Raw genomic sequence first — 20,152 nt, forward strand, 5'->3', positions numbered from 1 at the left:
TGGCGCATTCGGGTATTATTCTGAGATGAACCTGCGCGCCATTTCCGCTTCTTGGCCGCGCATCAAGGACCAAGCGGTTTCCATGTGAGCCTTCATGATCGCCCGTGCGGCTCCCGCGTCGCCCTCGCGCAGGGCCATCAGCAGGCGGGATTGGTAATCGCGTCCCTTGGCCCAGAGTTCTTCGTTCGGTGGGGCGTAGAGTTGGCGGTAGACGGTCAGATCCGAGAGCAGCTTGATCATGAAATCGAGGATGAAGCTGAGCAAGGGGTTGTTGACTTGTTCGGCAAGCAGCGCGTGAAAGCGAAGGGAGGCAATGTGTTGGGCGCGTTCTTCGTCGGGGGAGCGGGCGGGTTCGGAGTAGGCGGTTGTGTTGGCTTCAAGCTCGGCCAGGGTCTCTTCGGAGAGATGTCCGGCCAACTGCGCGACCATGTCCGGTTCGAGGATGACCCGAAGCCCGTAGATGTCGTCGATGGTCAGGTCCTTGAAGTAGAAGTAGTTGCCGAGCAGGGCCTTGGCGCGCTGGCGGCTGACTTCGTGCACGAAGCTGCCGCCGCCGGGGCCGGTGCGCGTCTTGATCAGGCCCTGGGCTTCGAGAATGCGCATGGCTTCGCGGATTGTGCCTTTTGCCATGCCGAAACGCGCGATCAGCTCGACCTCTCCGGGCAGGCGGTCTCCGGCGCGCAGGCCCTCGGAGACGACCCAGTCCTTGATCGCTTCGGCGACCTGTGCCGGCCGGCTGAGTTTGGCTTCGAGCTTAGAGCGGGTGATGGCAGGCGGCAAACTGATCTTCTCCTCTGGCGACCAGCAAGGGGGTTTCTTTGCGGCACAGCGCTGTGGCCTTGGGGCAGCGCGAGGCAAAGGCGCAGCCCGGCGGCGGGTTCAGCGGGTCGGGCAGCTCCGTGCCCTTTTGCTCGGGCGCGGTCAAGGGGCGGCCGACAACCGGTGCGCTGTCCGCAAGCAGCTTGGTATAGGGATGTTTGGGAGCGGCGAAGATGCGCTCCGCCCTGCCGATTTCGACGACGGAGCCGAAATAGAGCACCATGACGCGGTCAGACACCGCTTCGACCACGGCCAGATCGTGACTGATGAAGAGATAGGTCAGGCCGAATTGTTGTTTGAGATCAGCCAGCAGGTTCAGCACCTGCGCCTGGACCGACACATCGAGCGCCGAGACCGGCTCATCCAGTATGATGATCTCCGGCGAGGCGGCGAGGGCGCGTGCAATGCCGATTCTTTGTGCCTGACCGCCGGAGAATTCATGCGGGTAGCGGCTGAGGAAGTCCTCGCGCAGGTTCACCGAGGCGAAGATTTCCGCGATGCGCGCATCCCGCTGCACCCTGTCCATGTGGTAGAGCCGTTTCAGCGGCGCGTCCATGATCTGGCGGATTGTCTTGCGCGGGTTGAGGCTGCTGATCGGGTCCTGAAAGACATACTGGATGAGCCGTCCGAAGACGGCTGGATCAGCTGTATCGAGGGCTTTTCCGGCGATTTCGATCGCACCGGTGGTCGGCGCCAGCAGGCCGACGAGCATGCGCGCGAGGGTCGATTTCCCGCAGCCACTCTCCCCGACGATTCCGAGGGTTTCGCCGGTTTCTACCGAGAAGGACATGGGCCGCACCGCCCGCACGCCATCGCGGGACGTGCCAAAGAGGCCGGACTTGACGGGGAAGGTCTTGGACAGATCGTCGACGTTGAGGGCGGTCATGTGAGGTCCTCTTCGGGGAAGATGCAGCGCACGGCGCGGGCACCCTGGCCGCCGAGGTCGATGTCCGCCCGGGTGCATGCGTCCTGCGCCTTGTGGCAGCGCGGGGCAAAAGCGCAGCCATCCGGCAGGTTGTCGACCACCGGCGGCAGGCCCGGGATCGCGGCCAGCGTTCGTCTGCCGCCGCCCAGTTCGGGCACGCAGGCGATCAGGCGTTTGGTGTAGGGATGCGCGGGTGCGTCGAGCACGGCTTTTGTCGGGCCTTCCTCGACGATTTGTCCGGCGTACATCACCGCAACGCGATCGCACAGCTGCGCCACCACGCCGAAGTCATGGGTGATGAAGATGATCGCGAGGCCGCGCTCGCGCCGCAGGTCGTTGAGCAGGGAGAGGATCTGCGCCTGCACCGTGACATCCAGCGCCGTGGTTGGCTCATCCGCGATGATCACGTCCGGATCGTTTGCCAGCGCCATGGCAATGCCGACGCGTTGCCGCATGCCGCCGGACATCTCATGCGGATAATCGTTGAGACGGCTTTCGGCGTTGGGAATGCGCACCGATTTCAGAAGGTCCAACGCCCGCGCGCGGCCCTCGGCCCTGCTGATGCGATGATGCGAGGAGATTGCCTCGATCAGTTGATCGCCGATGCGGTAGAGCGGGTGCAGTGTGGCCAGAGGGTCCTGAAAGATATAGGCGACGTTCTCGCCGCGCTTTCGGCGCAGGTCCGCATAGCTGCCGCTCAGCAGGTCCTCGCCGTCATAGCGTACCGCGCCGCCGGTTATGACGCCGGGGGGCGAGGCGACGAGGCCCATGACCGACAGCGCGGTGACCGACTTGCCAGAGCCGCTTTCGCCGATCACGCCAAGGCATTCGCCCGGCTTGACGTGGAGCGAGACCTTGTTCACCGCGCGATAGATGCGTGCGCCGACGTGAAACTGTGTCTCCAGCGCCTGAATGTTCAGCAGGCCCTTGTTTTTCTGTGCCGGAACCGGACCCTGCCGGTCGACGCGGGTCGTGGCCAACGGACGGCTCAGCGCGCCGGATTTCAGGCGCGGATCGAGCGCATCGCGCACACCGTCGCCAAGCAGGTTCACGCTCATCACGATGAGGAAGATCATCACGCCGGGCACCACGGAGGTGTGCGGCGCGCGGATCATCGCCGCACGGGCTTCGCCGAGCATGGAGCCGAGGTCCGCCTGGGGCGGTTGACTGCCAAGGCCGAGGAAGGAGAGACCGGCGGTTTCAAGGATCATCCAGCCCACGGTGGTGGACATGGCGATGACGATCACCGGCAGGACATTGGGCAGGATTTCCGACAGGATAATCCGGGTGTTGCCCATGCCTGCAAGTTTGGCGGCATCGACGAACTCGCGCCCGGCGAGCGAGACCGTCACGCCGCGGATATTGCGGGCGAAGAACGGCACGTTGACGGCGGCCACGGCAATCAGCGCATTCATCAGGCCGGGGCCAAGCGCCGCCACGATGGCCAGCGCCAGAAGGATGTAGGGAAACGCCATCAGCATGTCGACGACGCGCATGATGATGTTGTCCGTGCGCCCGCCATAGTAGCCCGCGATGATGCCGATCGCGCTGCCGATGGTGGCGGCGGCGACGGCGGCGACAATGCCGACGGCAATGCTCAGCCGCGTACCATAGAGCAGGCGCGCCAGAAGATCGCGGCCCAGGTGATCTGTGCCGAGCAGGCCCGCCTCGCCGAGGGGCAGGGCGAACTTGTTCGCCGTGTCGATCACATCCGGGTCCGCCAGCGGCAGCAATGGCGTCAGGAGCACGAGCAACAGGATTGCCCCGAGCACAATCGCGCCAAGCGCGGCGAGGCGGTTGCGGAAGAGCAGACGCAGAAAGCTCATGTCTTGATCCTCGGGTCCAGCAGGCTTTGGGCCACGTCCACCGCGATGTTGAAGAGCACATAGCAGGCGGCGACAAACACCACGCCGCCCTGCACCAGCAGGATGTCGCGTTTCAAGATCGCGTCGACAAGCATGCGTCCGACGCCGGGCCACTGAAAAACCATCTCGATGTAGACTGCGCCGGAGAGCACGAACCCGGCCTGAATGCCCAGCACCGGGATGATGCTGACCATGGCGGCGCGCAGGGCATGACCATAGAGCACACGGCGCTCTGGCACGCCCTTGGCGCGGGCGGTGCGGATGAAATCCTGCCGCAGCACCTCAAGCATGGCAGACCGCGACAGCCGCGCCACGACGCCCGTGGCCACAGCGGCCAGGGCCAGTGCGGGCATGACAAGGTGCCGCGCCAGATCGGGCAGGTCGCCACCGCCGTAGATCGCGTACATCCCCGAAACCGGCAGCCATCGCAGGTTCACGGCGAAGAGCAGGATCATCATCATGCCAAGGAAGAAGGACGGCACCGAAATGCCGATCAGCACCGTGAAGGTGATGGCCTTGTCGGCCCAGCTGTACTGCCGTGCCGCCGACACGACGCCTGCGAGGATGCCCAGCACGGAGCACAGTACGAAGGCCGTACCCGCCAGTACAAGCGTTGCGGAAAATCGCTCCAGGATCTCGTCCAGAACGGGCCGATTGAGGCTGAACGAGCGCCCGAAATCACCGGTCAGCATATTACCGAGCCAGATGAAGTACCGCGCCACGAGGGGCTTGTCCAAGCCCAGATCGCGGTTGAGCTTCTCGACATTCTCCGGCGTAGCATAGCTTCCAAGGATCGCCGTCGCCGGATCGCCGGGGATCATCGCCATGATCAGGAAGACGATCACCGTGATGCCGAGCAGCACGGGAACCGCCGACAGCAACCGTTTGAGAACATAGGCGCCCATGGACATCCCCTGTTGGATGGTTCAGGTCATGCGGCTGTTTGGAAAGAGACCGCGCCCGAGTTTTATCTTGGCTGAAGAATCTCCCGGCTGCCGCCTTTGTCGTGCGTTGAAGCAAAGGGCGATGCCGACAGGAGGGGGCGGTGGGGCGGGCGCTTGCGCGCCCGCGACCCCTCAGTTCTTCACGACATCCGCCAGTTGCAGCAGGAAGGATGGCTCAAGGCTGAAATTCTCCACGCGGTCCGAGGTCACCGCGTTCTGCTTCCAGTTGGCGACAAAGACCCAGGGCGCATCGTCCTGCACGATCTCCTGCATTTCTTTGTAGAGAGCCGCGCGTTCGGATTGATCCGTGGCCACCCGCGCCTGTTCGAGCAGGGTGTCGACCTCCGGGTTCGAATAATAGCCCGAGTTGAAGCCGCCCTTGTCCGGCCAGGCGTCGCTGCGCAGCGCAAGGTAGGGCAGGGTGTCGGGATCGTTGGTCATCCAGGCCATCTCCGCCATGTCCGCCTTGCCTTCGAGACCGGGGTTCACCTCGCCGAGGAAGGTATTCCACTCATAGGTCTCAATCGTCACGTCAAAGCCGACGGCGGCAAGGTCGGCCTGAATGGCGGTGCCCATGGCAACCGGATCGAGCATGCCAGAGCCGCCTTCGGTCACGAAGAAGGTCAGCTCCGCCCCTTCGGCCCCGGCCTCGGCCAGCAGCGCCTTGGCCTTTTCGGGATCATAGGGGTAGGGGTCCAGCGCGTCATTGTAGGCCCATGCAAAGGCGGGCGGCGTCGGACCGGCAGCGACCTCCGCGGTGCCTTCCAGCACGTCGTTCACCAAGGCTTCCTTATTGATGGCGTAGTTTGCCGCCTGCCGCACCTTTTTGTCGGCGAAGGGGCCTTCCTTGGCGTTCAGGATGAGGAACCAAACGTGCGGGCCTGCCTGTTCGACCACGTTGAAGTCATCGCCCGTGAATTGTGACAGGGACGTCGGGGGCACCTCGACCATCATGTCGATGCCACCCGCGAGCATCTCCGCCACACGGGTGTTGGCGTCTGTGATCGGGCGGAAGACAACGGCCTCCGTCCCCGCAGGATCGCCCCAATAATCGGGGTTTTTCTCGACAACCACGGCTTCATTCGAGCGCCATTCGGTGAATTTGAACGGGCCTGTTCCGGCCGGGCTGCGGCCGAAATCCGCGCCATTGGCCTCGACCGCCGCCGGCGAGACCATGAGGCCGGTTGGATAGGCAAGGTTTGACAGGAACGGCGCATAGGGGCCGTTGAGGGTGAATTTCACCGTGTAGTCATCGAGGGCAGTCGTCTCCGTCACCGCGCTGAAGAAGAAGGCCAGCGGGAAGGGGCCGGTGTTGTGATAGGGGTGATCCTCGTTCAGCATCCGGTCGAAGTTGAATTTCACCGCCTCGGCGTTGAAGGGCGTGCCATCGTGGAACATCACGCCTTCGCGCAGGGTGAAGGTGTATTCGGTGCCGTCCTCGGAAATCTCCCAGGCCGTCGCCAGCCCCGGCTCTACCTCAAGCGTGCCGGGCTTGTAGCGCACGAGACCCTCGTAAAGGTTTACCAGAATGCGGAAGTCGTTGACCGCCGTGACCGCTGCGGGATCGAGCGATTTGGGCTCGGCGATCTGACCGACGATCAGCACCCCTTCGGGCGTTTGCGCAAGCGCTGGCACGGTCAGTGACCCAAGGGCCAGCGTGGAGGTTGCGGCGGCCAGCAAGGTCCGGCGCGTCATGGAAAAGAGGTTCATTGTTGGCGACTCCCTGTCATTGTTCTTTGAGGCTAAATTATCATGATAAATTGCATCGGTCAATTTTTCATGATAAATTTGGCCGTCCATAAGGAAAGCCTGTTCATGACTTACTCAATTCTCGTCCGCGACCCTGCAACCGGTACGCTGGGAGGGGCTGCCACCACGGGCAGCCTTTGCGTGGGGGGCTGGGTGTTGCGCGGGCGGGTCGGGGTTGGACTGTCGGCGAGTCAGGGAGCGGCGCCTTCGACGTTCTGGGGCGAAGATGTTCTGGACCGCATGGCCGGAGGCGCGGGTGCGCCCAGTGCGGTACGGGCCGTAACGGAGGCGGACCCGGGCCGGGCGCAGCGGCAGCTTACGGCGCTTGATGGCACTGGCACGGCGGCGATCTTTACCGGAGCGGACAACACGCCCGCGATGGGGCATTGCCTTTTGCCGGGTGGCATCGCGGCGGGCAATCTTCTGACCTCCGAAGCGGTTCTGGAGGCGGCGGCGGCGGGGTATGAGACGGCGCCGGGCGGCATGGCCGAGCGGTTGATTGCCGCGCTGCGCGCCGGGGAGCGCGCCGGAAGTGACAGCCGGGGGCTGATGTCGGCGGCTCTCCTGATCCTGCACCCGGAGCACGCGCCAATGACCCTGCGCGTGGATTATCACGACAGCGATCCCATCGGCGCCCTTGCGGCGCTGCACGCGCGGGCGAGTTCCGGCTTCTATGCGGAGTGGGCTGCAGAGGTGCCCTGCGAAGCCGATCCCACGCGGGTACTCTCTTCGGAATTCCTGAGGAAAAACAAGACAGACTGATCCGCCTGCGGATTTTCTGCACATCCCGTGCACCCCCTCTGACCGGTTCTGCTGCGACACCTTTCGCAGAGAAACAAATAACAAGAGGGACACCCATGGATATTCTGACCCTGCGCGGCGTGCCGCGTGCCTTGGCGCATGACGGTTGGTGGTTGATGAGCGAAACCACGGCGGAGACGGGCGGCAGTGTTGAGCCGCCTGCCTCACGGCATTGGATCGACCGCTTGCCGCGCCGCCTGATCCTTGTGCTTCTGGCGCTGATCGTGGTGGCGGATGTGCTGTTCTATAGACAGAATGCCGGGGTATCGCTGGCGCTCTATGCCTGGGCGGTGCTGAGCGGATTTCTGGCCTTGGGGCAGGCCAGGCGGGATTGGAAACTGCCGGTCCTGATCTCGGTGCTTGGCGCAGTGCCGGTGATCGAGCATGTGCAGCTGCTCTCGGTCGCGTTCCTTTTGGGCGGTCTGATCAGCGCGCTGGCACTGCTGCGCTGGCCATTGGGGACAGCGATGCACACTCTGATCGGTCAGGCACTGCGGCTGTTCCTGAAACTCATGGCTGCGCCTTTTGCCATCTTTATCGCCGCGATCCGGGCGATGGCCAGGCTCGGCCGGGTCGACGCGGGGCTGATCGCACGCCCGGACCGCAGCGCCGTCCGGATGGTGATCCGGAACTGGGCGTTGCCAGTTGGCGGCGGGTTGATCCTGCTGAGCTTGATGATCGAGGCGAATCCGGTTCTTGAGCTGCGTCTGAACCAGATTATCGCTTGGGACCTGTCGAGCGAGATGACGGTTCGCATGGTGTTCTGGACCGGAATTGCGCTCTTCGTCTGGCCACTCCTGACGGCGCAACCGAAGTCGCTTGCCATTCCCGGGCCGAAGGCTGTTCGCCTGAACCTTGGCGTCAACTCCGGGTCGGTTCTTCGGGCGCTTTGGGTGTTCAACGCGCTGCTTGGCGTTCAGACGCTGATGGACCTGAGTATCCTCGTCGGCCGGGGCAGCCTTCCCGAGGGGATGAGCTATGCCGAATACGCCCATCGCGGCGCCTATCCTTTGGTGTTGACCGCGATGCTGGCGGGGGTGTTCGCCCTCATGGCGCGGCCCTTTGCCCGCGAACACAGGGCGCTGATGCCGTTGCTGATGCTGTGGCTCGCACAGAATGTGGCGCTTTGTGCGTCGTCTGCACTGCGCCTCGAGTTGTATGTCGAGGCCTACGGGCTGACCTATCTGCGGCTGCATGCGATGATCTGGATGGCGCTGGTGGCGGCGGGGTTGGGGCTGATCGGCTGGCAAATCGTGCGGGGGCGCGACAATGGCTGGTTGCGCGGGCGGCTTGTCATGCTTGGCCTTGCCACGCTCTATGGCGCAAGTCTCGTCAATTTCGCCGAGATCGTCGCGCGGCAGCAGCTCTCGCGGGAGGTCGCGTCGGTGGAGCATCTGGACATAAGCTATGTCTGCGGCCTTGGCCCGATGGCCCATGACGCCGTTGCACTGGCGCGCGCGGAGAATGCAGAGATCGACCATGAGATTTCGTATCGCCACTGCCCGGCGGAACGCGTGCCGCACATCGATGGCTGGCGCGATTGGACTTTTCGCGCTTGGCGGGTTGCGCGATAAACGCCGGGAAGAATGGAGACGGTCATGAAAATCCTTCTGGTCGACGACGATCCAAGGCTGCGGGAGCTGGTGCGCATGGCGTTGGAGCGGGCCGATTACAGCGTTATCACCGCCCGCGACGGGCAAAGCGCGCTGACCCATGCGGGGCGGGAGGCACCGGATTTGATTGTGCTCGATATCGGCCTGCCGGAGATGGACGGGTTCGAGGTCTGCCGCCGGATCCGGACCACATCCGATGTGCCGATCCTGTTTCTGACGGCGCGTGATGACGAAGTGGACCGGATTGTCGGGCTGGAGCTGGGCGCGGATGATTACGTGACCAAACCGTTCAGCCCGCGCGAGCTTGTCGCGCGGGTTCGGGCGATCCTCAAACGCACCCAGGGGGCCGGTCAGCGGAGCGAGGCGCGCCATGGGACTGTGCGGCTTGATCGCGGGGCGCATCGCGCCTGGGTCGGGGCGGCGGAAATTGCCCTGACGTCCACAGAGTTTGCCCTGCTCGATCATCTCGTTCGACATCCCGGTCAGGTGCGATCGCGCAGACAATTGATCGCGGCGCATTGGGGCGCGAACAGCCCGGTGTCGGATCGCACGCTCGACAGCCACCTGCGCAATCTTCGCCGGAAACTGGCGGATGCGGGCGCGCCCGAGGCACTGGAAACGGTGCATGGCGTCGGCATGCGGCTGGGCGAAGCATGAGCAAGCGACGCTGGCGACCATCGCTTGGGTTCGTGCTGGGCGGCGGGCTGGCCGGGACGCTTGTCATTTCTTTGGCCGGGCTGGTGCTGTTTCGCTACCTCGGGCCGGAGATCGGCTATCGCCGCGCGGCGGTGCTGCTGGGCCTGTGTATCGCCGGGGCGACGGCGGTGCTTGGCTGGCTTCTGGTTCGGTTGCTGCTGCGGCCCATCCACGCGCTGCAGGATTACGCGGCACAGGTTCAAGCCGACCCCCGGGGCGACAGCGCGCCGCCATCGCATTTTGGCACGAAAGAACTGCACGCAACGGCGCGCAGCGTGATGGAGATGGCCAAGGTTCTCAAGGATCGCGAAAGCAGCCTGCGCAGCTACTCCGATCACGTCACCCATGAGATCAAGACGCCGGTGGCAGCGATCCGCGCTGCAGTTGAATTGCTTGAAGACGGGGTCGGGTTAAGCGATCAGGATCGCGCTTTGGTTGAGCAGGTCGGCGGTGCAGGGCGGCAGATCGAAGCGCAGCTTGGCGCGCTGCGCAGCGCCGCACGCGCGCGGGATGTCCGCCATGTCGGGAGCTCCACGCTCGCCGAGGCGCTGGCGGATCGGAAAGCACTATTGCCTGCGGTGCATGTCGGGGTCGAGGATGCTTACAAGCCTCTGCCTCTGGCTGCGACGGGGCTGCGGATCGTTCTGGAACAATTGATCGGCAACGCCGCCGCGCATGGGGCAGGCACCGTCGATCTGTCTGTTCGGGACGCCGGGGGCGCCCGTGTCCTGCGGGTGGCCGATGACGGACCGGGTATTTCCGATGGCAATCGCGCGCGTATCTTCGATCCTTATTTCACGACGCGCCGAGAGAGTGACGGCACGGGCATGGGGCTGACCATTGTGCGCACTTTGCTGCAGGCACATGGCGCGCAGATTGATTATGTGCCCGATGCGGGCGGCGCGGTGTTCGATATTCAATTTGCGCCATAAATAAAAGGCAGCGCGCGGGCGCTGCCTTGTTTTTTCTTTGCGAGGCTGCGGCGCTATTGGCCCGATCAACCGGGCGATTCAGCGGCGACGGTTGCCCATCGCGAGCCCGACGAGCACGCCAACACCGACGGCGCCGGCGATGGCGAGGACGGGGTTCCGGCGAACCATGCGTTCGGCTTCGCTGCTGACGTTGCCAAGGCGCTCTTTACCAAGCTCGTACTCGAATTCGGCGCGATCCCGCAGATCATGGGCGGTCTGGTCAGCGCGTTCCCGCAGGTCGTGCGCGGTTTCGCTTGCGCGATGGCGAGCGTCCTGAATGCTCTTGCGGGCACGGTCGGCAACGCCGTCGTTCTCGCTCTCGCGGGTGATTTGGGTATCGGCTTCCATGGGATGAACGGTGGTCATCGGAAATCTCCTTTCACGTGGTTCGTGTCACATCGACAACGGTCAAGACCCGGGTTTGTTCCGTTCTTTCTTTCGCGCATTGACGCCGACCGGCATGGGAACCTTTTCGGCTTTTGCGGGGTTGACACACCAGAAAGAAAAAAACGGCAACTCAACCGAAAGGATAAACCAATGCTGAATTGGGCCATTCTCTTCTTCATCGTTGCCATCATCGCCGGTGTCTTTGGTTTTGGTGGTATCGCATCCGCATCTGCCGGTGTGGCGCAGATCCTCTTTGTTCTGTTCCTCATCCTCTTCGTCGTCGCCATGGTGGTGCGCGCGCTCAAGGGGCGCACACCCTGAGGAGCGACATCACACACGGATTGCACTGAAAAAACGGGGCCTTATGGCTCCGTTTTTTTTGTGCGCGGGTCATCGGTCCCGGGCCGCAGGAGGCGAACAATCTCATGGTTTTCGGAACAGGGCGCTCTGGCGGGAGTTGATCAGTCAAACCAAGAGCAATCATTGGAGAGTAGAAATGAAAGACGCATTGAACGTTACCCCGACCGACGATCAGATCGCGACCGGCGTGCGCGATACCGGCGCGATCGCCGATGCCCTGTCGAACATTCTTGCGGACACGTACCGGTTGATGTTCAAAACTCACGCCTATCACTGGAATGTCGAAGGGCCGCTGTTCTACACGCTGCACAAGCTGACAGAGGAGCAGTATGAAAACATCTTCGAAGCGGCGGATGATCTGGCCGAGCGTATCCGGGCCCTGGGCCATCTGGCGCCGATGCAGATGAGTGACATCATGGCCCGCTCGCAGATCGTGGATGCCGAGGGCGCCCTGACGGCCGCCGACATGGTCGAAAATCTCGCAAAGGATCACGAGCGCGTCGCGCACCGCTTGCATGCGCTGATCAGGCTGCTGGATGGGCGTCATGACCCGGTGACCGAGGATCTCGCCACGGCACGCAGTGCATTCCATGAGCAGGCTGCCTGGATGCTGCGGGCAACCGCGAAGTCCTGACGCTGAACAAGCTCAGGCGCGTGACAAGCACACGAAAAATCCCCCGGCCGATTGGTCGGGGGATCGTTTTCAGGACGTCGAATCAGACCGGATCAGACTTTGAGTGTCTCGGTCGAGGAAAAGAACATCGCCTGGCTGATCGCGGAGCGCACCTGATCTTCGGTGTAAGGCTTCGAGATCAGGAAGGCCGGTTCCGGGCCTTCGCCCGTCAGCAGGCGTTCGGGGAAGGCGGTGATGAAAATCACCGGCGTGTTCGGCACGTCCTTGAGAATGCGGTTCACCGCGTCAATACCGCTGGAATTGTCGGCAAGCTGGATGTCCGACAGGATCAGGTCCGGAGTTTCCCGCGCGGCAAGGTCGACTGCGGCGGACTCTGTGCGGGCAACGCCCGTGACCTTGTGGCCCATTTCGGCGGTGATGGCTTCGAGATCGACGGCGATGATTGCTTCGTCTTCGATGATCATGACGCGGCCAGAGACGCTTTCGGCCATTTCGGTGTAGGCGATGCTCACCAGTTGTTCGACTTCGGAGGTCGGCACGTCCATGATCTGGGCCACCTCGTCAAAGGTGAGCTCTTCGATGGTGTGCAGCAACAGGGCCTCGCGGGTGCCGGACGTCAGGCGGGACAAGTGATCCTGCGCCCTGCTGGCCAATCCGGTTTCATCCTCGCTCAGCGGCGCGCCGGTCGTTACCCAGATCGAGTGAAACACCTTGAACAGCGCACATTTGGGGGCAAGCGATGAATCGAAACTCGAAGGGTCGCTCAGGATGGCTTCAAGCGTCGCCATTGCATACTGATCACCGCGCTGTTGCGATCCTGTCAAAGCGCGCGCGTACCGTCTCAAGAATGGCAGGTTTCTTCCGACTTTTGTCGCCAGATCCCCTCCGTTGGCTTCAGTCATTTTCTTCGGTCCTTTTTTTCGATAATCTGGGAACCAAACGCCGTCTTGCGTGTTTTGTTCCCAGCCAACCGTGGAAATTTTATACGGACAAGTTGATCACATGACGCGAGACAATGACAATTCGAGACTGCAACGCGAGATAGACGCGAACCTCAAACGCGCCTACAACGACGTGCTCAAAGAGGACGTGCCGGACCGTTTCACGCAACTCCTTGCACAGCTGCAGAATGCAGGTACGGACAACAAGGGGTCGCAAAGTGATGCGTGACCCGCGTGAGGAACTGGTCGAGCACATTCCGGCCATGCGCGCTTTTGCCATGAGCCTGACGCGCAACTCTGCCCTGGCCGACGATATGGTTCAGGATTCTCTGGTCAAGGCGTGGACCAAGATCGAGAGCTTCGAGGCCGGCACAAACATGCGCGCCTGGCTCTTTACGATCCTGCGCAACACGTATTACTCGCACTTCCGCAAAGCGCGTCGCGAGGTTGAAGACGGCGATGGCGCGATGTCCGCAAACCTGGCGCAGAAGCCCGACCATGACGGGCGGCTTCAGATGCGCGACTTCAATACCGCCTTCGCGCAGCTCAACGAAGAGCAGAAGGAAGCGCTGGTTCTGGTGGGCGCGGGTGGTTTTTCCTACGAGGAAGCAGCAGAGACATGCGGCGTGAAGGTTGGCACGATCAAGAGCCGTGTAAATCGTGCGCGTGCGCGTCTGACCGAACTCATGGGACTTCATGAAGACGACGCGCTCGAAGCGACGGATCTCGTGACGTCCGGTATCGTGGCGGAGAATCCGAGTGCTGCCTGACGGGCCTTGCCCGATAAAAATCTGTAAAGGCGTAACAGTCAAAGGAGGCAGCGGCGCGTGAGGCGACGTATTGCTAAGCTTCGCAGCTTGCCGGCGCGTCTGGTGTTCATGTTGTCCCTCGCGCTCTTGCCGCTCGGGGTGATATCCTTGTACCAGACGCAGGCTGTGCTCAACGAGGCGCGGTCGCTCAACCGCGCCTCGCTCAAGGGGCGCACGGTCGAGGCCGCCATGGCGGAACGCGAATTGATCAGAGAGGCGCTCGGTGCGGCGCAGGGGCTCGGGGCGGCGGTTCTCGCCACACCCTCCGACATCTGCACCAATGTCATGGCGCAATTCATCGACAGCCATCCGCAATTCGTGTTTGCCGGCTTCGTTCGCTCTTCGGGCCAGATGGAGTGCAGCTCGGCGCGCGTGGTCCGGGATTTTTCTGACAACGCGATGTTCCGTCAGATCATGTCCGAACCAAAACCGACAGTGGAGATCAGCGCCTCCGGCGCGGTCACCGGCTTGCAGGTGATCATTGCAAGCCATCCGGTCTGGCTGGATGGTGAGCAGGTCGGATATGTCAGCATTTCTATTCCGCATCGCCTCGCCAATGCGCTGATGTCCGACAGCACGGAGGACGTGGGCCTGAAGCTCGCGACGATCAACACCAAGGGACAAGTGATTTCCGCCAGTGGTGGCGCCGAGAGCGCGGCGGAGTTCATGCCGGCCAGCACGCAGATGTGGTCCACCCTGAGCGACCGCATCGGCGAGACATTCGATGCTGTGGCGGGCAATGGCGAAGACCGAGTTTTTGCCGTTAGCGAAATGATCCAGGGCAGCGTTGTGATCGTGGGGTCATGGCCCGAAAGCAGCGCCGATGAGAATGCCTCGCGGTTCAGTGTGATCCTGTCGATCCTGTTCCCGGCCTTGATGTGGGGCGCGGGGGTGACCGTCGCCTACATCAGCGTCCAGAGATTGGTGATCCGGCACATCTCCGAACTGCGGTCTGCCATGCGCAAATACGCCTTGGGCGAATTGCACGGGGGGCGCGTCGATCTGGACAATCCGCCCGAGGAACTCGCGGATACGGCGCGGGCCTTCAACCGCATGGTTCTGTTTCTGGCCCAGGCCGAGGCCCAGCAGGAGCAGGATCTGCGCGACAAGGAAGTGCTCTTGCGTGAGGTGCACCACAGGGTCAAAAACAATCTTCAGCTGATCGCGTCGATCATGAACATGCAAGCACGCACCGCCCGCACGCCCGAGGCCCGGCGCATGCTGGCCGGGCTGCAGCGGCGTGTGCGCGGGTTGGCGACGCTTCACCGCACTCTCTACACCAAACCGGACACCAGCACGGTAGATGGCGCCGAAATGATCCAGGCGATGGTCAAGGACCTCTCCGGCCTGTCCGGCGACGGTAGCGTGCGCGTGGAAACCAGCCTGCAGAATGTGCAGCTCTTCCCGGATCAGGCGGTGCCACTGTCCATGCTGTTGGCTGAAGCACTGACCAATGCGCTCAAATACGTTGGCAAATTGCCCGATGGCAGCGCGGTGATCAAAATCGACCTGACTGTCGAAGAAGACACCAACGCGGTTACGTTTTCTATCGAGAACACCATCGGCGAGCCAATCCGGCCGCCGGAGGCGGACGAAACCGAAAGCGGTGGGCTTGGCGGTACGCTGATGCGGGCCTTTGTCACGCAGCTCGACGGTCAGGAAGAGACCGAGTCCGGCGAGCAGTTCTATCGCTACTCGGTCAGCTTTCTGGCCGGTGGTTTTGACCCGTCAGCGTGATGTGATCGGGATGACAAGAAAAAAGGCAGCGCCGTGGGCGCTGCCTTTTGCGTTTGACTGCGATGAGAGCGATGCCGTCGTCAGCCGGCAGCCAGCGGGAGCGCGGCACGCTGCTCCGCGCGCGCCCGCGCGGCTTCGACCAAAGCCCGAAAGATCGCCCGCTGCCGATGGGCATAGAAGAGGTGTTCGGGGTGCCATTGCACACCGAGCGCAAAAGGATCACGGGGGTATTCAACCGCTTGCGGCATGCCCTCCTTGTCGCGCGCAACGATGCGCAACCCTTCTCCAAGCCGGTCAATGGCCTGCGTGTGCAGCGCGTTGACGGTCATTTCTTGCGGCCCGGCGATGCGTTCAAGAACGCTCCCCGGTGCGATGTCGATGGCGCGGCGGGGCAGGACGGTACGGATCACCTCCTGCTGTCCATAGGTTTGCCAGGCGGTCTGATCCAATGAGCCGCCAAGCGCGACATTGAGCATCTGTGCACCCCGGCAAATGCCAAGCACCGGAATACCGCGCGCGATGGCTTGTTCTGCAAGGTCTTGTTCGAAGGCGTCGCGGGCGCGATCGAGCCGGGCAGAAATGCCAAGCTTGCCGCCATAGAGCTCCGGTGCGATATCGTCCCCGCCGCCAATAATGATGCCATCGACCGTCGTCAGATCGGCCGGTCGTCCGGCGCCCCAACGAATGCCGCGCCCACCCGTGAGCCAAAGGTTCAGGTTGACCAGCGGGTATACGCGCCAGCCCGACCGTCTCGACGTGGTGACCCCAATTAATGGCCGGGTCATACGGTCTCTCCTGCGTTGCCAAGACGCGTACGGACGGTTTGAGACCAGCTTCCGCGCGTTGCCAGGAAACGCTCTTTGAGCGCAAGGCGGTCTTCGCAGAGACCGTCCATCAATGCGCGGTTCTGCGCCACCCGTTCCACGGTCTGCCACATGTTCCAGGCTTCCTTCAGGGACCAGCTCTCTTCGTCGATGCGGCAGTCCGGAAGGCGCACATGAAAGGCCGGGCGACCTGAAACATGCCCGTCGGTATGCTTGAATGACTTGTCGAAATTATCCGGGGCCGCATCCTTGAAAACCGGCAGCAGATCCAGACCGTGGTTCCGGCTTGTTGTTTCACCGGCATAAATCTCCATGATTTCGGACATGTCAGTGCTGCGCACCTCCGCCAGCCGATCCACCAGCGCCCGTGGCCAGGGATCCACAAAAGGCAAGAGACGGCGTGTTGTGTCGATTGGGTAGCGTTCGCGCAGGTAGTCTTCCAGCAGTCCATAAGCGAGGATCGTCGCGCAGTCATGCGCCGCATCGCCGGAAAGCGCCGGGTTCAGGTGTACGCCAAACCCCAGAAAGACGCCCTGCGTCGAGCCTGCGGCCCCCTCATCGCGCAGCACCGCCCGCAGCGCATCCAGCGCGCCGATCTGCTCGGGGGTCAACGGCTCGGTGATGATCTCCACGGGCACGACGTTGCGGGCCAGATCCAACCCGTTTTCCAGCCACCTGCCGCCTTTCTTGTTGCGCAAGAAGATGTCGAGCTCGACCCGGACATCGCCAAGCGCGCTGCCCTTCACACGGTAGGTGTGCGTGCCTTCGGTTTCGATTTCACCGCCGAGTTCACGCTGCACGATTTCGGCGCAGCGTGCCTCGGTCAGGCCGGAAAACTCGATTTCTATGCCGGTTTTCCGCGCAGATCCGCCGGCGGGCGTGGGGAGTGGCTCGAAAGTGATCGTCATACGGGTTGCGCCTGTTCTTGCGGAGCGGTGAAGCGCGGCGAGGCTATCCAGAACGTCGTCAGCCAGATCATGAAGGGAATGGCAACGATCCCGCCGATCGGCCCCCAGAGCCACAGCCCGAAGAGTATGCCGAGAAAGATGCCAAGCGGGTTGATCTGCAGCCGCTGTCCCACGAGAAATGGCGTGACGAACTGCGCTTCGGTCAGGTTCAACGCCAGAAACGAGAGCGGCGGGAGGAAGGAATAAAAGCCGTTGAACTGGGTGATCCCGGCGACGGTCAGCGCGCCAATCAGCGCAATGGGTCCAAGGTACAGCAGGAAATTCAGCATGAATGCGACAAAGCCCCAGATCATCGGATAGCTTACGCCGAGGGCCATCATCACGAGGCCGGTGGCGATACCGAGGCCGGCGTTGATCATCGTGATCGTAACAAAGTAATGCGATACCGCGCGGTCGGCCTTTTTCAGCGAGGGATTGAAGCGTTCAAAACGCGCATAGATATCGTCGCGCGTCATCAGGAAAAAGAACACGGTCCCGGCGAAAATCAGGGTTTGCCCGAGGAAATCGGGGGCCATCCACATCATGTCTATGATGGTCGGTACGGCGTTTTCGCCGCCTTCGGAAATGCTGCGTTCGATTTCGTCGCGCACACCTTCGAGCCCGCGTACGGAATACGTCAGGTTGCGCAGCCACATCTGGATTTCCTGCTCCACGCGAGGCATTTGCTGCATGGCGTCGATCAGGATCGGTCCGAGCAAGGCAATCAGCAGGATCGCCAGAAAACCGGCCATCAAGAGAGCGGCCGTGGCGCTGACGGCGCGGGGTACGCCCATGCGCTGCAGGATCGACACCGACGGCGCGAGAACCAGTGACAGCACCAGCCCCAATGCGATCGGTGCGACAAAGCTCTCTGCGAGCCGCAAACTGGTTACCAAGAGCAACCCTGCGATGATCACGAGGCTCCAGGTCTGCGCGAGGCGCAGGCCCGAAGGTCGCATACTGGCGTCAAACATCTGGGCGCGTCGCCTCCACACCATCGGTCATTGCCTTGGTGGCGCGCGCCTGAAGCGCGTCGATTTCCTCGTGCAACAGCGCCTCTGCCCGGCGCAGGGCCGCATCGCGGCGCGCTCCGAGCAATGCGCCTTCCTGCCGGGTAGACGGCAACAGGGCACCAGCGATAGCGCCCAGCCCGATGGCAAGCGCCGCAGTGGTGAAGGGGTGCTCCTGATGGGTCCGCGTGGCAGTCTCGCCGATGCGTGCGGCGTGGTGCTCCAGCTTGCGCTGCGCTTCGAGCGCCTGCGCGCGGGCAGCCATCACCCGGCGGCGCGCGCCCTCCGGCAGCCTCTCAAGGCCGCGATCCAGCGACTGCTCCAACGTGCGGGCGCTCGGCCCGGATTTGACCGGGGCGGGCGGCGTTTCAGTCTTCGGCTGCGACTGACGCGTATTTTGGGCAATCAGCAGGGCAGCGCCCGCGCCGATCAGGGCCAGGGCGGCGGGGTTCTTCTTGGCCATGTCGCCAAGGGAGGACACGGCGTCCTGCGCGAAATCTGCCCCGGTCCGCAATGCTTCCTGTCCGGCGCCGTCAGGGGTGGCCGTGTCCTTCAGGCGGTGCGCGAGGTCACTGACCTTCGCACGATGGTCATTCGCTTCGCGTTCAAGATGGTCGATCTCAGGGTTAGCCATGGGTCATCTCCTCGGTCAGGGACAAATCCTTGCGGATTTGCTCTGCGGTGCGTTTTGGTTTCAGGGCATTGCCGGACAGCCGTTTCCGGGCCAGCATCGCAAAAATAAGAGCTGCGAGTACAAGAACACCGCCGACGATAAGCGTCGCGGCCAGCCAGCCGAGCCCGGCCTGCGCGAGGCCGATCACTGCGGCGACGACCAGCGTCTGAACCGCGATCAGTGTGACGAGTGCTGCGGCCACGATCATCCCGATGCCCTGCGCCGCGCTTCTTGCGCTTTCGGACATTTCTGCCTTGGCCAAGGCGAGTTCCGTCATGAACAGCTTGCGCAGCTCCGACGCCAGGTCGGCCAGCAACTCGGGCAGATCCCGTATGGTGTCCCGCGGGGTTTCGGGGGGTTGATTCATTGCGGCTCTCCGGTGCGAACCGCAGGCGCCGCAAGGTGGCCGCTCCAAGGATCGTCGGTGGCAGCGGGCGCAGGCTCCGGCGTTTCGGCCTTCAGCACCCGTGCGGCGGCGAACCCGGCAAGGGCGGCGCCGCCAAGAAACAACAGCGGGTTGCGACGGGCAAAGGTGGCGACATCGGCGCTCAACTCGTCAAAGCCCTTGTCGCGGATGTGGGCCAATGCTCCGTCGATGCGGCTTGCCACCTCCTGCATTGCGCGCTCTTCAATCGAGCCAGCGGGGAATTGCTGTCCTGCGCTGCGGGCGGCGTCTGCCATGTCATCGCCCCGTCCCGTCACATCATCGCGTATGCTGCGGACGCCTTCGTCAAGTTTGGCCTCCGTGGCTTGGCGGAGGTCGGCGGCCGTGCTTTCGGCGGCCTGCTTCATTTCGGCGGCCGTGCTTTCGGCGGCGTCCTTGAGGTGTTCGGCGGTGCGATCGGCGGCTGACATCGTGTTCTTCCCCTTGTGCGTTTCGGTCCGTCATCTTGGCGCATGCAGACGCATTTGCGCGACAGTCCTGACAAGAACGCCAGAAATGGGGAAAAGTTCCTTCATACTCTCGCTCATGCCGGGTGGGGACGGGGGGCGGCCGCCCGCCGGGTTTTGACACCCCGGGCATCTTTGAGAGACACAGCCTTCCTTGCCCGCGCAAGCTGGACAGGCCGAGGTAAAGTCCCGCCTCGTGGGCGAGGGTTCTGCTTTGGCGACAGGATCCCCGATCACCGGGTCGAGAACGCTTTGGGTTTGCCACTCCAGCGCGCCGGTCGAGGAGCGGCCGATCCTGAAAGGACCATGCTGCCATCGGCTGGGACGCGCTGATTGACAATGCAGCGGATTGGCAATGATCATTGCACGACCGCTTCGGGAGACAGGAATGACCAGAATCGCGTTGCCCGGCTTTGGTCTGCACATGGCCAGCGCAAAAACGCGGGCTGTACGCTTTGCGCCAGAGGTCTGCCGCGACGGCAGGGGCCAGGCACGCGCCCCGGCCTGTTTCGCACTCATCGCCGCAGGGCGCACATGTCAGCTCTTGGAGGTCTGA

Annotated in this window: 23 protein-coding genes; 10 read left to right on the forward strand and 13 right to left on the reverse strand. The window is 62.9% G+C overall.

Going from position 1 to position 20,152, the window contains the following annotated elements; genetic code table 11:
* Positions 1-15: 15 nt before the first annotated feature.
* The 5 genes from ACN2XU_RS18385 to ACN2XU_RS18405 all read right to left on the reverse strand — a co-directional run bounded on the left by ACN2XU_RS18385 (position 16) and on the right by ACN2XU_RS18405 (position 6,263).
* Complete coding sequence (locus tag ACN2XU_RS18385) at positions 16-780, reverse strand: FadR/GntR family transcriptional regulator (RefSeq protein WP_419411925.1); 765 nt, start codon at positions 778-780, stop codon at positions 16-18.
* On the reverse strand, positions 755-1,705 hold the full coding sequence (locus tag ACN2XU_RS18390) for an ABC transporter ATP-binding protein (protein ID WP_419411926.1): 951 nt from the start codon (positions 1,703-1,705) through the stop codon (positions 755-757). The genes ACN2XU_RS18385 and ACN2XU_RS18390 overlap by 26 nt, the downstream gene beginning before the upstream one ends.
* Complete coding sequence (locus ACN2XU_RS18395; RefSeq protein ID WP_419411927.1) at positions 1,702-3,570, reverse strand: dipeptide/oligopeptide/nickel ABC transporter permease/ATP-binding protein; 1,869 nt, start codon at positions 3,568-3,570, stop codon at positions 1,702-1,704. Before ACN2XU_RS18395 ends, ACN2XU_RS18390 begins: the two co-directional genes overlap by 4 nt.
* On the reverse strand, positions 3,567-4,514 hold the full coding sequence (locus ACN2XU_RS18400) for an ABC transporter permease (protein ID WP_419411928.1): 948 nt from the start codon (positions 4,512-4,514) through the stop codon (positions 3,567-3,569). The genes ACN2XU_RS18395 and ACN2XU_RS18400 overlap by 4 nt, the downstream gene beginning before the upstream one ends.
* 171 nt (positions 4,515-4,685) lie before the next feature.
* Positions 4,686-6,263, reverse strand: a complete 1,578-nt coding sequence (locus ACN2XU_RS18405) for an ABC transporter substrate-binding protein (RefSeq protein ID WP_419411929.1) — start codon at positions 6,261-6,263, stop codon at positions 4,686-4,688.
* A 105-nt stretch (positions 6,264-6,368) separates the two neighbouring features.
* On the opposite strand from ACN2XU_RS18405, the gene ACN2XU_RS18410 reads away from it, so the two are divergent.
* The 4 genes from ACN2XU_RS18410 (at position 6,369) to ACN2XU_RS18425 (ending at position 10,344) form a co-directional block, all read left to right on the forward strand.
* On the forward strand, positions 6,369-7,064 hold the full coding sequence (locus ACN2XU_RS18410) for a DUF1028 domain-containing protein (RefSeq protein ID WP_419411930.1): 696 nt from the start codon (positions 6,369-6,371) through the stop codon (positions 7,062-7,064).
* 95 nt (positions 7,065-7,159) lie between these two features.
* Positions 7,160-8,677, forward strand: coding sequence for a DUF4153 domain-containing protein (locus ACN2XU_RS18415; RefSeq protein WP_419411931.1), 1,518 nt, complete (start codon positions 7,160-7,162; stop codon positions 8,675-8,677).
* A gap of 24 nt (positions 8,678-8,701) precedes the next feature.
* A complete protein-coding gene (locus ACN2XU_RS18420; RefSeq protein WP_419411932.1) occupies positions 8,702-9,373 on the forward strand; it encodes a response regulator transcription factor in 672 nt (223 codons plus the stop codon).
* The gene (locus ACN2XU_RS18425) at positions 9,370-10,344 is read left to right on the forward strand and encodes a sensor histidine kinase (RefSeq protein ID WP_419411933.1); all 975 of its coding nucleotides are present in this window, start codon (positions 9,370-9,372) and stop codon (positions 10,342-10,344) included. The genes ACN2XU_RS18420 and ACN2XU_RS18425 overlap by 4 nt, the downstream gene beginning before the upstream one ends.
* A gap of 78 nt (positions 10,345-10,422) precedes the next feature.
* Here the strand turns inward: ACN2XU_RS18425 and ACN2XU_RS18430 are convergent, their stop codons facing one another.
* Positions 10,423-10,749 (reverse strand): hypothetical protein, encoded by a 327-nt coding sequence (locus tag ACN2XU_RS18430; RefSeq protein ID WP_419411934.1) that lies wholly within the window; start codon positions 10,747-10,749, stop codon positions 10,423-10,425.
* A gap of 171 nt (positions 10,750-10,920) precedes the next feature.
* Between ACN2XU_RS18430 and ACN2XU_RS18435 the strand changes: the two genes are divergently transcribed.
* Both ACN2XU_RS18435 and ACN2XU_RS18440 read left to right on the forward strand, forming a co-directional pair.
* The gene (locus ACN2XU_RS18435; RefSeq protein WP_419411935.1) at positions 10,921-11,091 is read left to right on the forward strand and encodes a DUF1328 domain-containing protein; all 171 of its coding nucleotides are present in this window, start codon (positions 10,921-10,923) and stop codon (positions 11,089-11,091) included.
* 175 nt (positions 11,092-11,266) lie between these two features.
* Positions 11,267-11,764 (forward strand): Dps family protein, encoded by a 498-nt coding sequence (locus ACN2XU_RS18440; RefSeq protein WP_419411936.1) that lies wholly within the window; start codon positions 11,267-11,269, stop codon positions 11,762-11,764.
* A 92-nt stretch (positions 11,765-11,856) separates the two neighbouring features.
* On the opposite strand, the gene ACN2XU_RS18445 is transcribed toward ACN2XU_RS18440, so the two are convergent.
* Positions 11,857-12,666 (reverse strand): response regulator, encoded by an 810-nt coding sequence (locus ACN2XU_RS18445; protein ID WP_419411937.1) that lies wholly within the window; start codon positions 12,664-12,666, stop codon positions 11,857-11,859.
* A 100-nt stretch (positions 12,667-12,766) separates the two neighbouring features.
* On the opposite strand from ACN2XU_RS18445, the gene ACN2XU_RS18450 reads away from it, so the two are divergent.
* The 3 genes from ACN2XU_RS18450 to ACN2XU_RS18460 are packed head-to-tail and all read left to right on the forward strand — an operon-like array spanning position 12,767 to position 15,251.
* The gene (locus ACN2XU_RS18450; RefSeq protein ID WP_419411938.1) at positions 12,767-12,934 is read left to right on the forward strand and encodes a NepR family anti-sigma factor; all 168 of its coding nucleotides are present in this window, start codon (positions 12,767-12,769) and stop codon (positions 12,932-12,934) included.
* On the forward strand, positions 12,927-13,475 hold the full coding sequence (locus tag ACN2XU_RS18455) for an RNA polymerase sigma factor (RefSeq protein WP_419411939.1): 549 nt from the start codon (positions 12,927-12,929) through the stop codon (positions 13,473-13,475). Before ACN2XU_RS18450 ends, ACN2XU_RS18455 begins: the two co-directional genes overlap by 8 nt.
* A 57-nt stretch (positions 13,476-13,532) precedes the next feature.
* Complete coding sequence (locus ACN2XU_RS18460; RefSeq protein WP_419411940.1) at positions 13,533-15,251, forward strand: sensor histidine kinase; 1,719 nt, start codon at positions 13,533-13,535, stop codon at positions 15,249-15,251.
* An 80-nt stretch (positions 15,252-15,331) separates the two neighbouring features.
* On the opposite strand, the gene ACN2XU_RS18465 is transcribed toward ACN2XU_RS18460, so the two are convergent.
* From ACN2XU_RS18465 to ACN2XU_RS18490, 6 genes are read right to left on the reverse strand one after another with little or no spacing between them, the layout of a single operon-like run.
* On the reverse strand, positions 15,332-16,036 hold the full coding sequence (locus ACN2XU_RS18465) for a gamma-glutamyl-gamma-aminobutyrate hydrolase family protein (protein ID WP_419411941.1): 705 nt from the start codon (positions 16,034-16,036) through the stop codon (positions 15,332-15,334).
* On the reverse strand, positions 16,033-16,983 hold the full coding sequence (locus ACN2XU_RS18470) for an amidoligase family protein (RefSeq protein WP_419411942.1): 951 nt from the start codon (positions 16,981-16,983) through the stop codon (positions 16,033-16,035). Before ACN2XU_RS18470 ends, ACN2XU_RS18465 begins: the two co-directional genes overlap by 4 nt.
* Positions 16,980-17,996: an AI-2E family transporter gene (locus ACN2XU_RS18475; protein ID WP_419411943.1), complete on the reverse strand. Its 1,017-nt coding sequence runs from the start codon at positions 17,994-17,996 to the stop codon at positions 16,980-16,982. Before ACN2XU_RS18475 ends, ACN2XU_RS18470 begins: the two co-directional genes overlap by 4 nt.
* A complete protein-coding gene (locus tag ACN2XU_RS18480) occupies positions 17,989-18,666 on the reverse strand; it encodes a hypothetical protein (RefSeq protein ID WP_419411944.1) in 678 nt (225 codons plus the stop codon). Before ACN2XU_RS18480 ends, ACN2XU_RS18475 begins: the two co-directional genes overlap by 8 nt.
* Positions 18,659-19,072 (reverse strand): phage holin family protein, encoded by a 414-nt coding sequence (locus ACN2XU_RS18485; RefSeq protein WP_419411945.1) that lies wholly within the window; start codon positions 19,070-19,072, stop codon positions 18,659-18,661. The genes ACN2XU_RS18480 and ACN2XU_RS18485 overlap by 8 nt, the downstream gene beginning before the upstream one ends.
* A complete protein-coding gene (locus ACN2XU_RS18490) occupies positions 19,069-19,560 on the reverse strand; it encodes a hypothetical protein (protein ID WP_419411946.1) in 492 nt (163 codons plus the stop codon). Before ACN2XU_RS18490 ends, ACN2XU_RS18485 begins: the two co-directional genes overlap by 4 nt.
* Before the next feature lie 424 nt (positions 19,561-19,984).
* Here ACN2XU_RS18490 and ACN2XU_RS18495 point away from each other — a divergent pair, with 424 nt between their 5' ends.
* Positions 19,985-20,152, forward strand: coding sequence for a hypothetical protein (locus tag ACN2XU_RS18495; protein ID WP_419411947.1), 168 nt, complete (start codon positions 19,985-19,987; stop codon positions 20,150-20,152).

The organism is Pacificoceanicola niger (assembly GCF_048553275.1).
Classification (GTDB): domain Bacteria; phylum Pseudomonadota; class Alphaproteobacteria; order Rhodobacterales; family Rhodobacteraceae; genus Pacificoceanicola.

What these genes read in the sequence shown, in the direction of transcription:
- ACN2XU_RS18390 (WP_419411926.1), bottom strand. Translation starts at nt 1,705, where the DNA reads ATGACCGCCCTCAACGTCGACGATCTGTCCAAGACCTTCCCCGTCAAG.
- ACN2XU_RS18395 (WP_419411927.1), bottom strand. Translation starts at nt 3,570, where the DNA reads ATGAGCTTTCTGCGTCTGCTCTTCCGCAACCGCCTCGCCGCGCTTGGC.
- ACN2XU_RS18400 (WP_419411928.1), bottom strand. Translation starts at nt 4,514, where the DNA reads ATGGGCGCCTATGTTCTCAAACGGTTGCTGTCGGCGGTTCCCGTGCTG.
- ACN2XU_RS18405 (WP_419411929.1), bottom strand. Translation starts at nt 6,263, where the DNA reads ATGAACCTCTTTTCCATGACGCGCCGGACCTTGCTGGCCGCCGCAACC.
- ACN2XU_RS18410 (WP_419411930.1), top strand. Translation starts at nt 6,369, where the DNA reads ATGACTTACTCAATTCTCGTCCGCGACCCTGCAACCGGTACGCTGGGA.
- ACN2XU_RS18415 (WP_419411931.1), top strand. Translation starts at nt 7,160, where the DNA reads ATGGATATTCTGACCCTGCGCGGCGTGCCGCGTGCCTTGGCGCATGAC.
- ACN2XU_RS18420 (WP_419411932.1), top strand. Translation starts at nt 8,702, where the DNA reads ATGAAAATCCTTCTGGTCGACGACGATCCAAGGCTGCGGGAGCTGGTG.
- ACN2XU_RS18425 (WP_419411933.1), top strand. Translation starts at nt 9,370, where the DNA reads ATGAGCAAGCGACGCTGGCGACCATCGCTTGGGTTCGTGCTGGGCGGC.
- ACN2XU_RS18430 (WP_419411934.1), bottom strand. Translation starts at nt 10,749, where the DNA reads ATGACCACCGTTCATCCCATGGAAGCCGATACCCAAATCACCCGCGAG.
- ACN2XU_RS18435 (WP_419411935.1), top strand. Translation starts at nt 10,921, where the DNA reads ATGCTGAATTGGGCCATTCTCTTCTTCATCGTTGCCATCATCGCCGGT.
- ACN2XU_RS18440 (WP_419411936.1), top strand. Translation starts at nt 11,267, where the DNA reads ATGAAAGACGCATTGAACGTTACCCCGACCGACGATCAGATCGCGACC.
- ACN2XU_RS18445 (WP_419411937.1), bottom strand. Translation starts at nt 12,666, where the DNA reads ATGACTGAAGCCAACGGAGGGGATCTGGCGACAAAAGTCGGAAGAAAC.
- ACN2XU_RS18450 (WP_419411938.1), top strand. Translation starts at nt 12,767, where the DNA reads ATGACGCGAGACAATGACAATTCGAGACTGCAACGCGAGATAGACGCG.
- ACN2XU_RS18455 (WP_419411939.1), top strand. Translation starts at nt 12,927, where the DNA reads ATGCGTGACCCGCGTGAGGAACTGGTCGAGCACATTCCGGCCATGCGC.
- ACN2XU_RS18465 (WP_419411941.1), bottom strand. Translation starts at nt 16,036, where the DNA reads ATGACCCGGCCATTAATTGGGGTCACCACGTCGAGACGGTCGGGCTGG.
- ACN2XU_RS18470 (WP_419411942.1), bottom strand. Translation starts at nt 16,983, where the DNA reads ATGACGATCACTTTCGAGCCACTCCCCACGCCCGCCGGCGGATCTGCG.
- ACN2XU_RS18475 (WP_419411943.1), bottom strand. Translation starts at nt 17,996, where the DNA reads ATGTTTGACGCCAGTATGCGACCTTCGGGCCTGCGCCTCGCGCAGACC.
- ACN2XU_RS18480 (WP_419411944.1), bottom strand. Translation starts at nt 18,666, where the DNA reads ATGGCTAACCCTGAGATCGACCATCTTGAACGCGAAGCGAATGACCAT.
- ACN2XU_RS18485 (WP_419411945.1), bottom strand. Translation starts at nt 19,072, where the DNA reads ATGAATCAACCCCCCGAAACCCCGCGGGACACCATACGGGATCTGCCC.
- ACN2XU_RS18490 (WP_419411946.1), bottom strand. Translation starts at nt 19,560, where the DNA reads ATGTCAGCCGCCGATCGCACCGCCGAACACCTCAAGGACGCCGCCGAA.
- ACN2XU_RS18495 (WP_419411947.1), top strand. Translation starts at nt 19,985, where the DNA reads ATGACCAGAATCGCGTTGCCCGGCTTTGGTCTGCACATGGCCAGCGCA.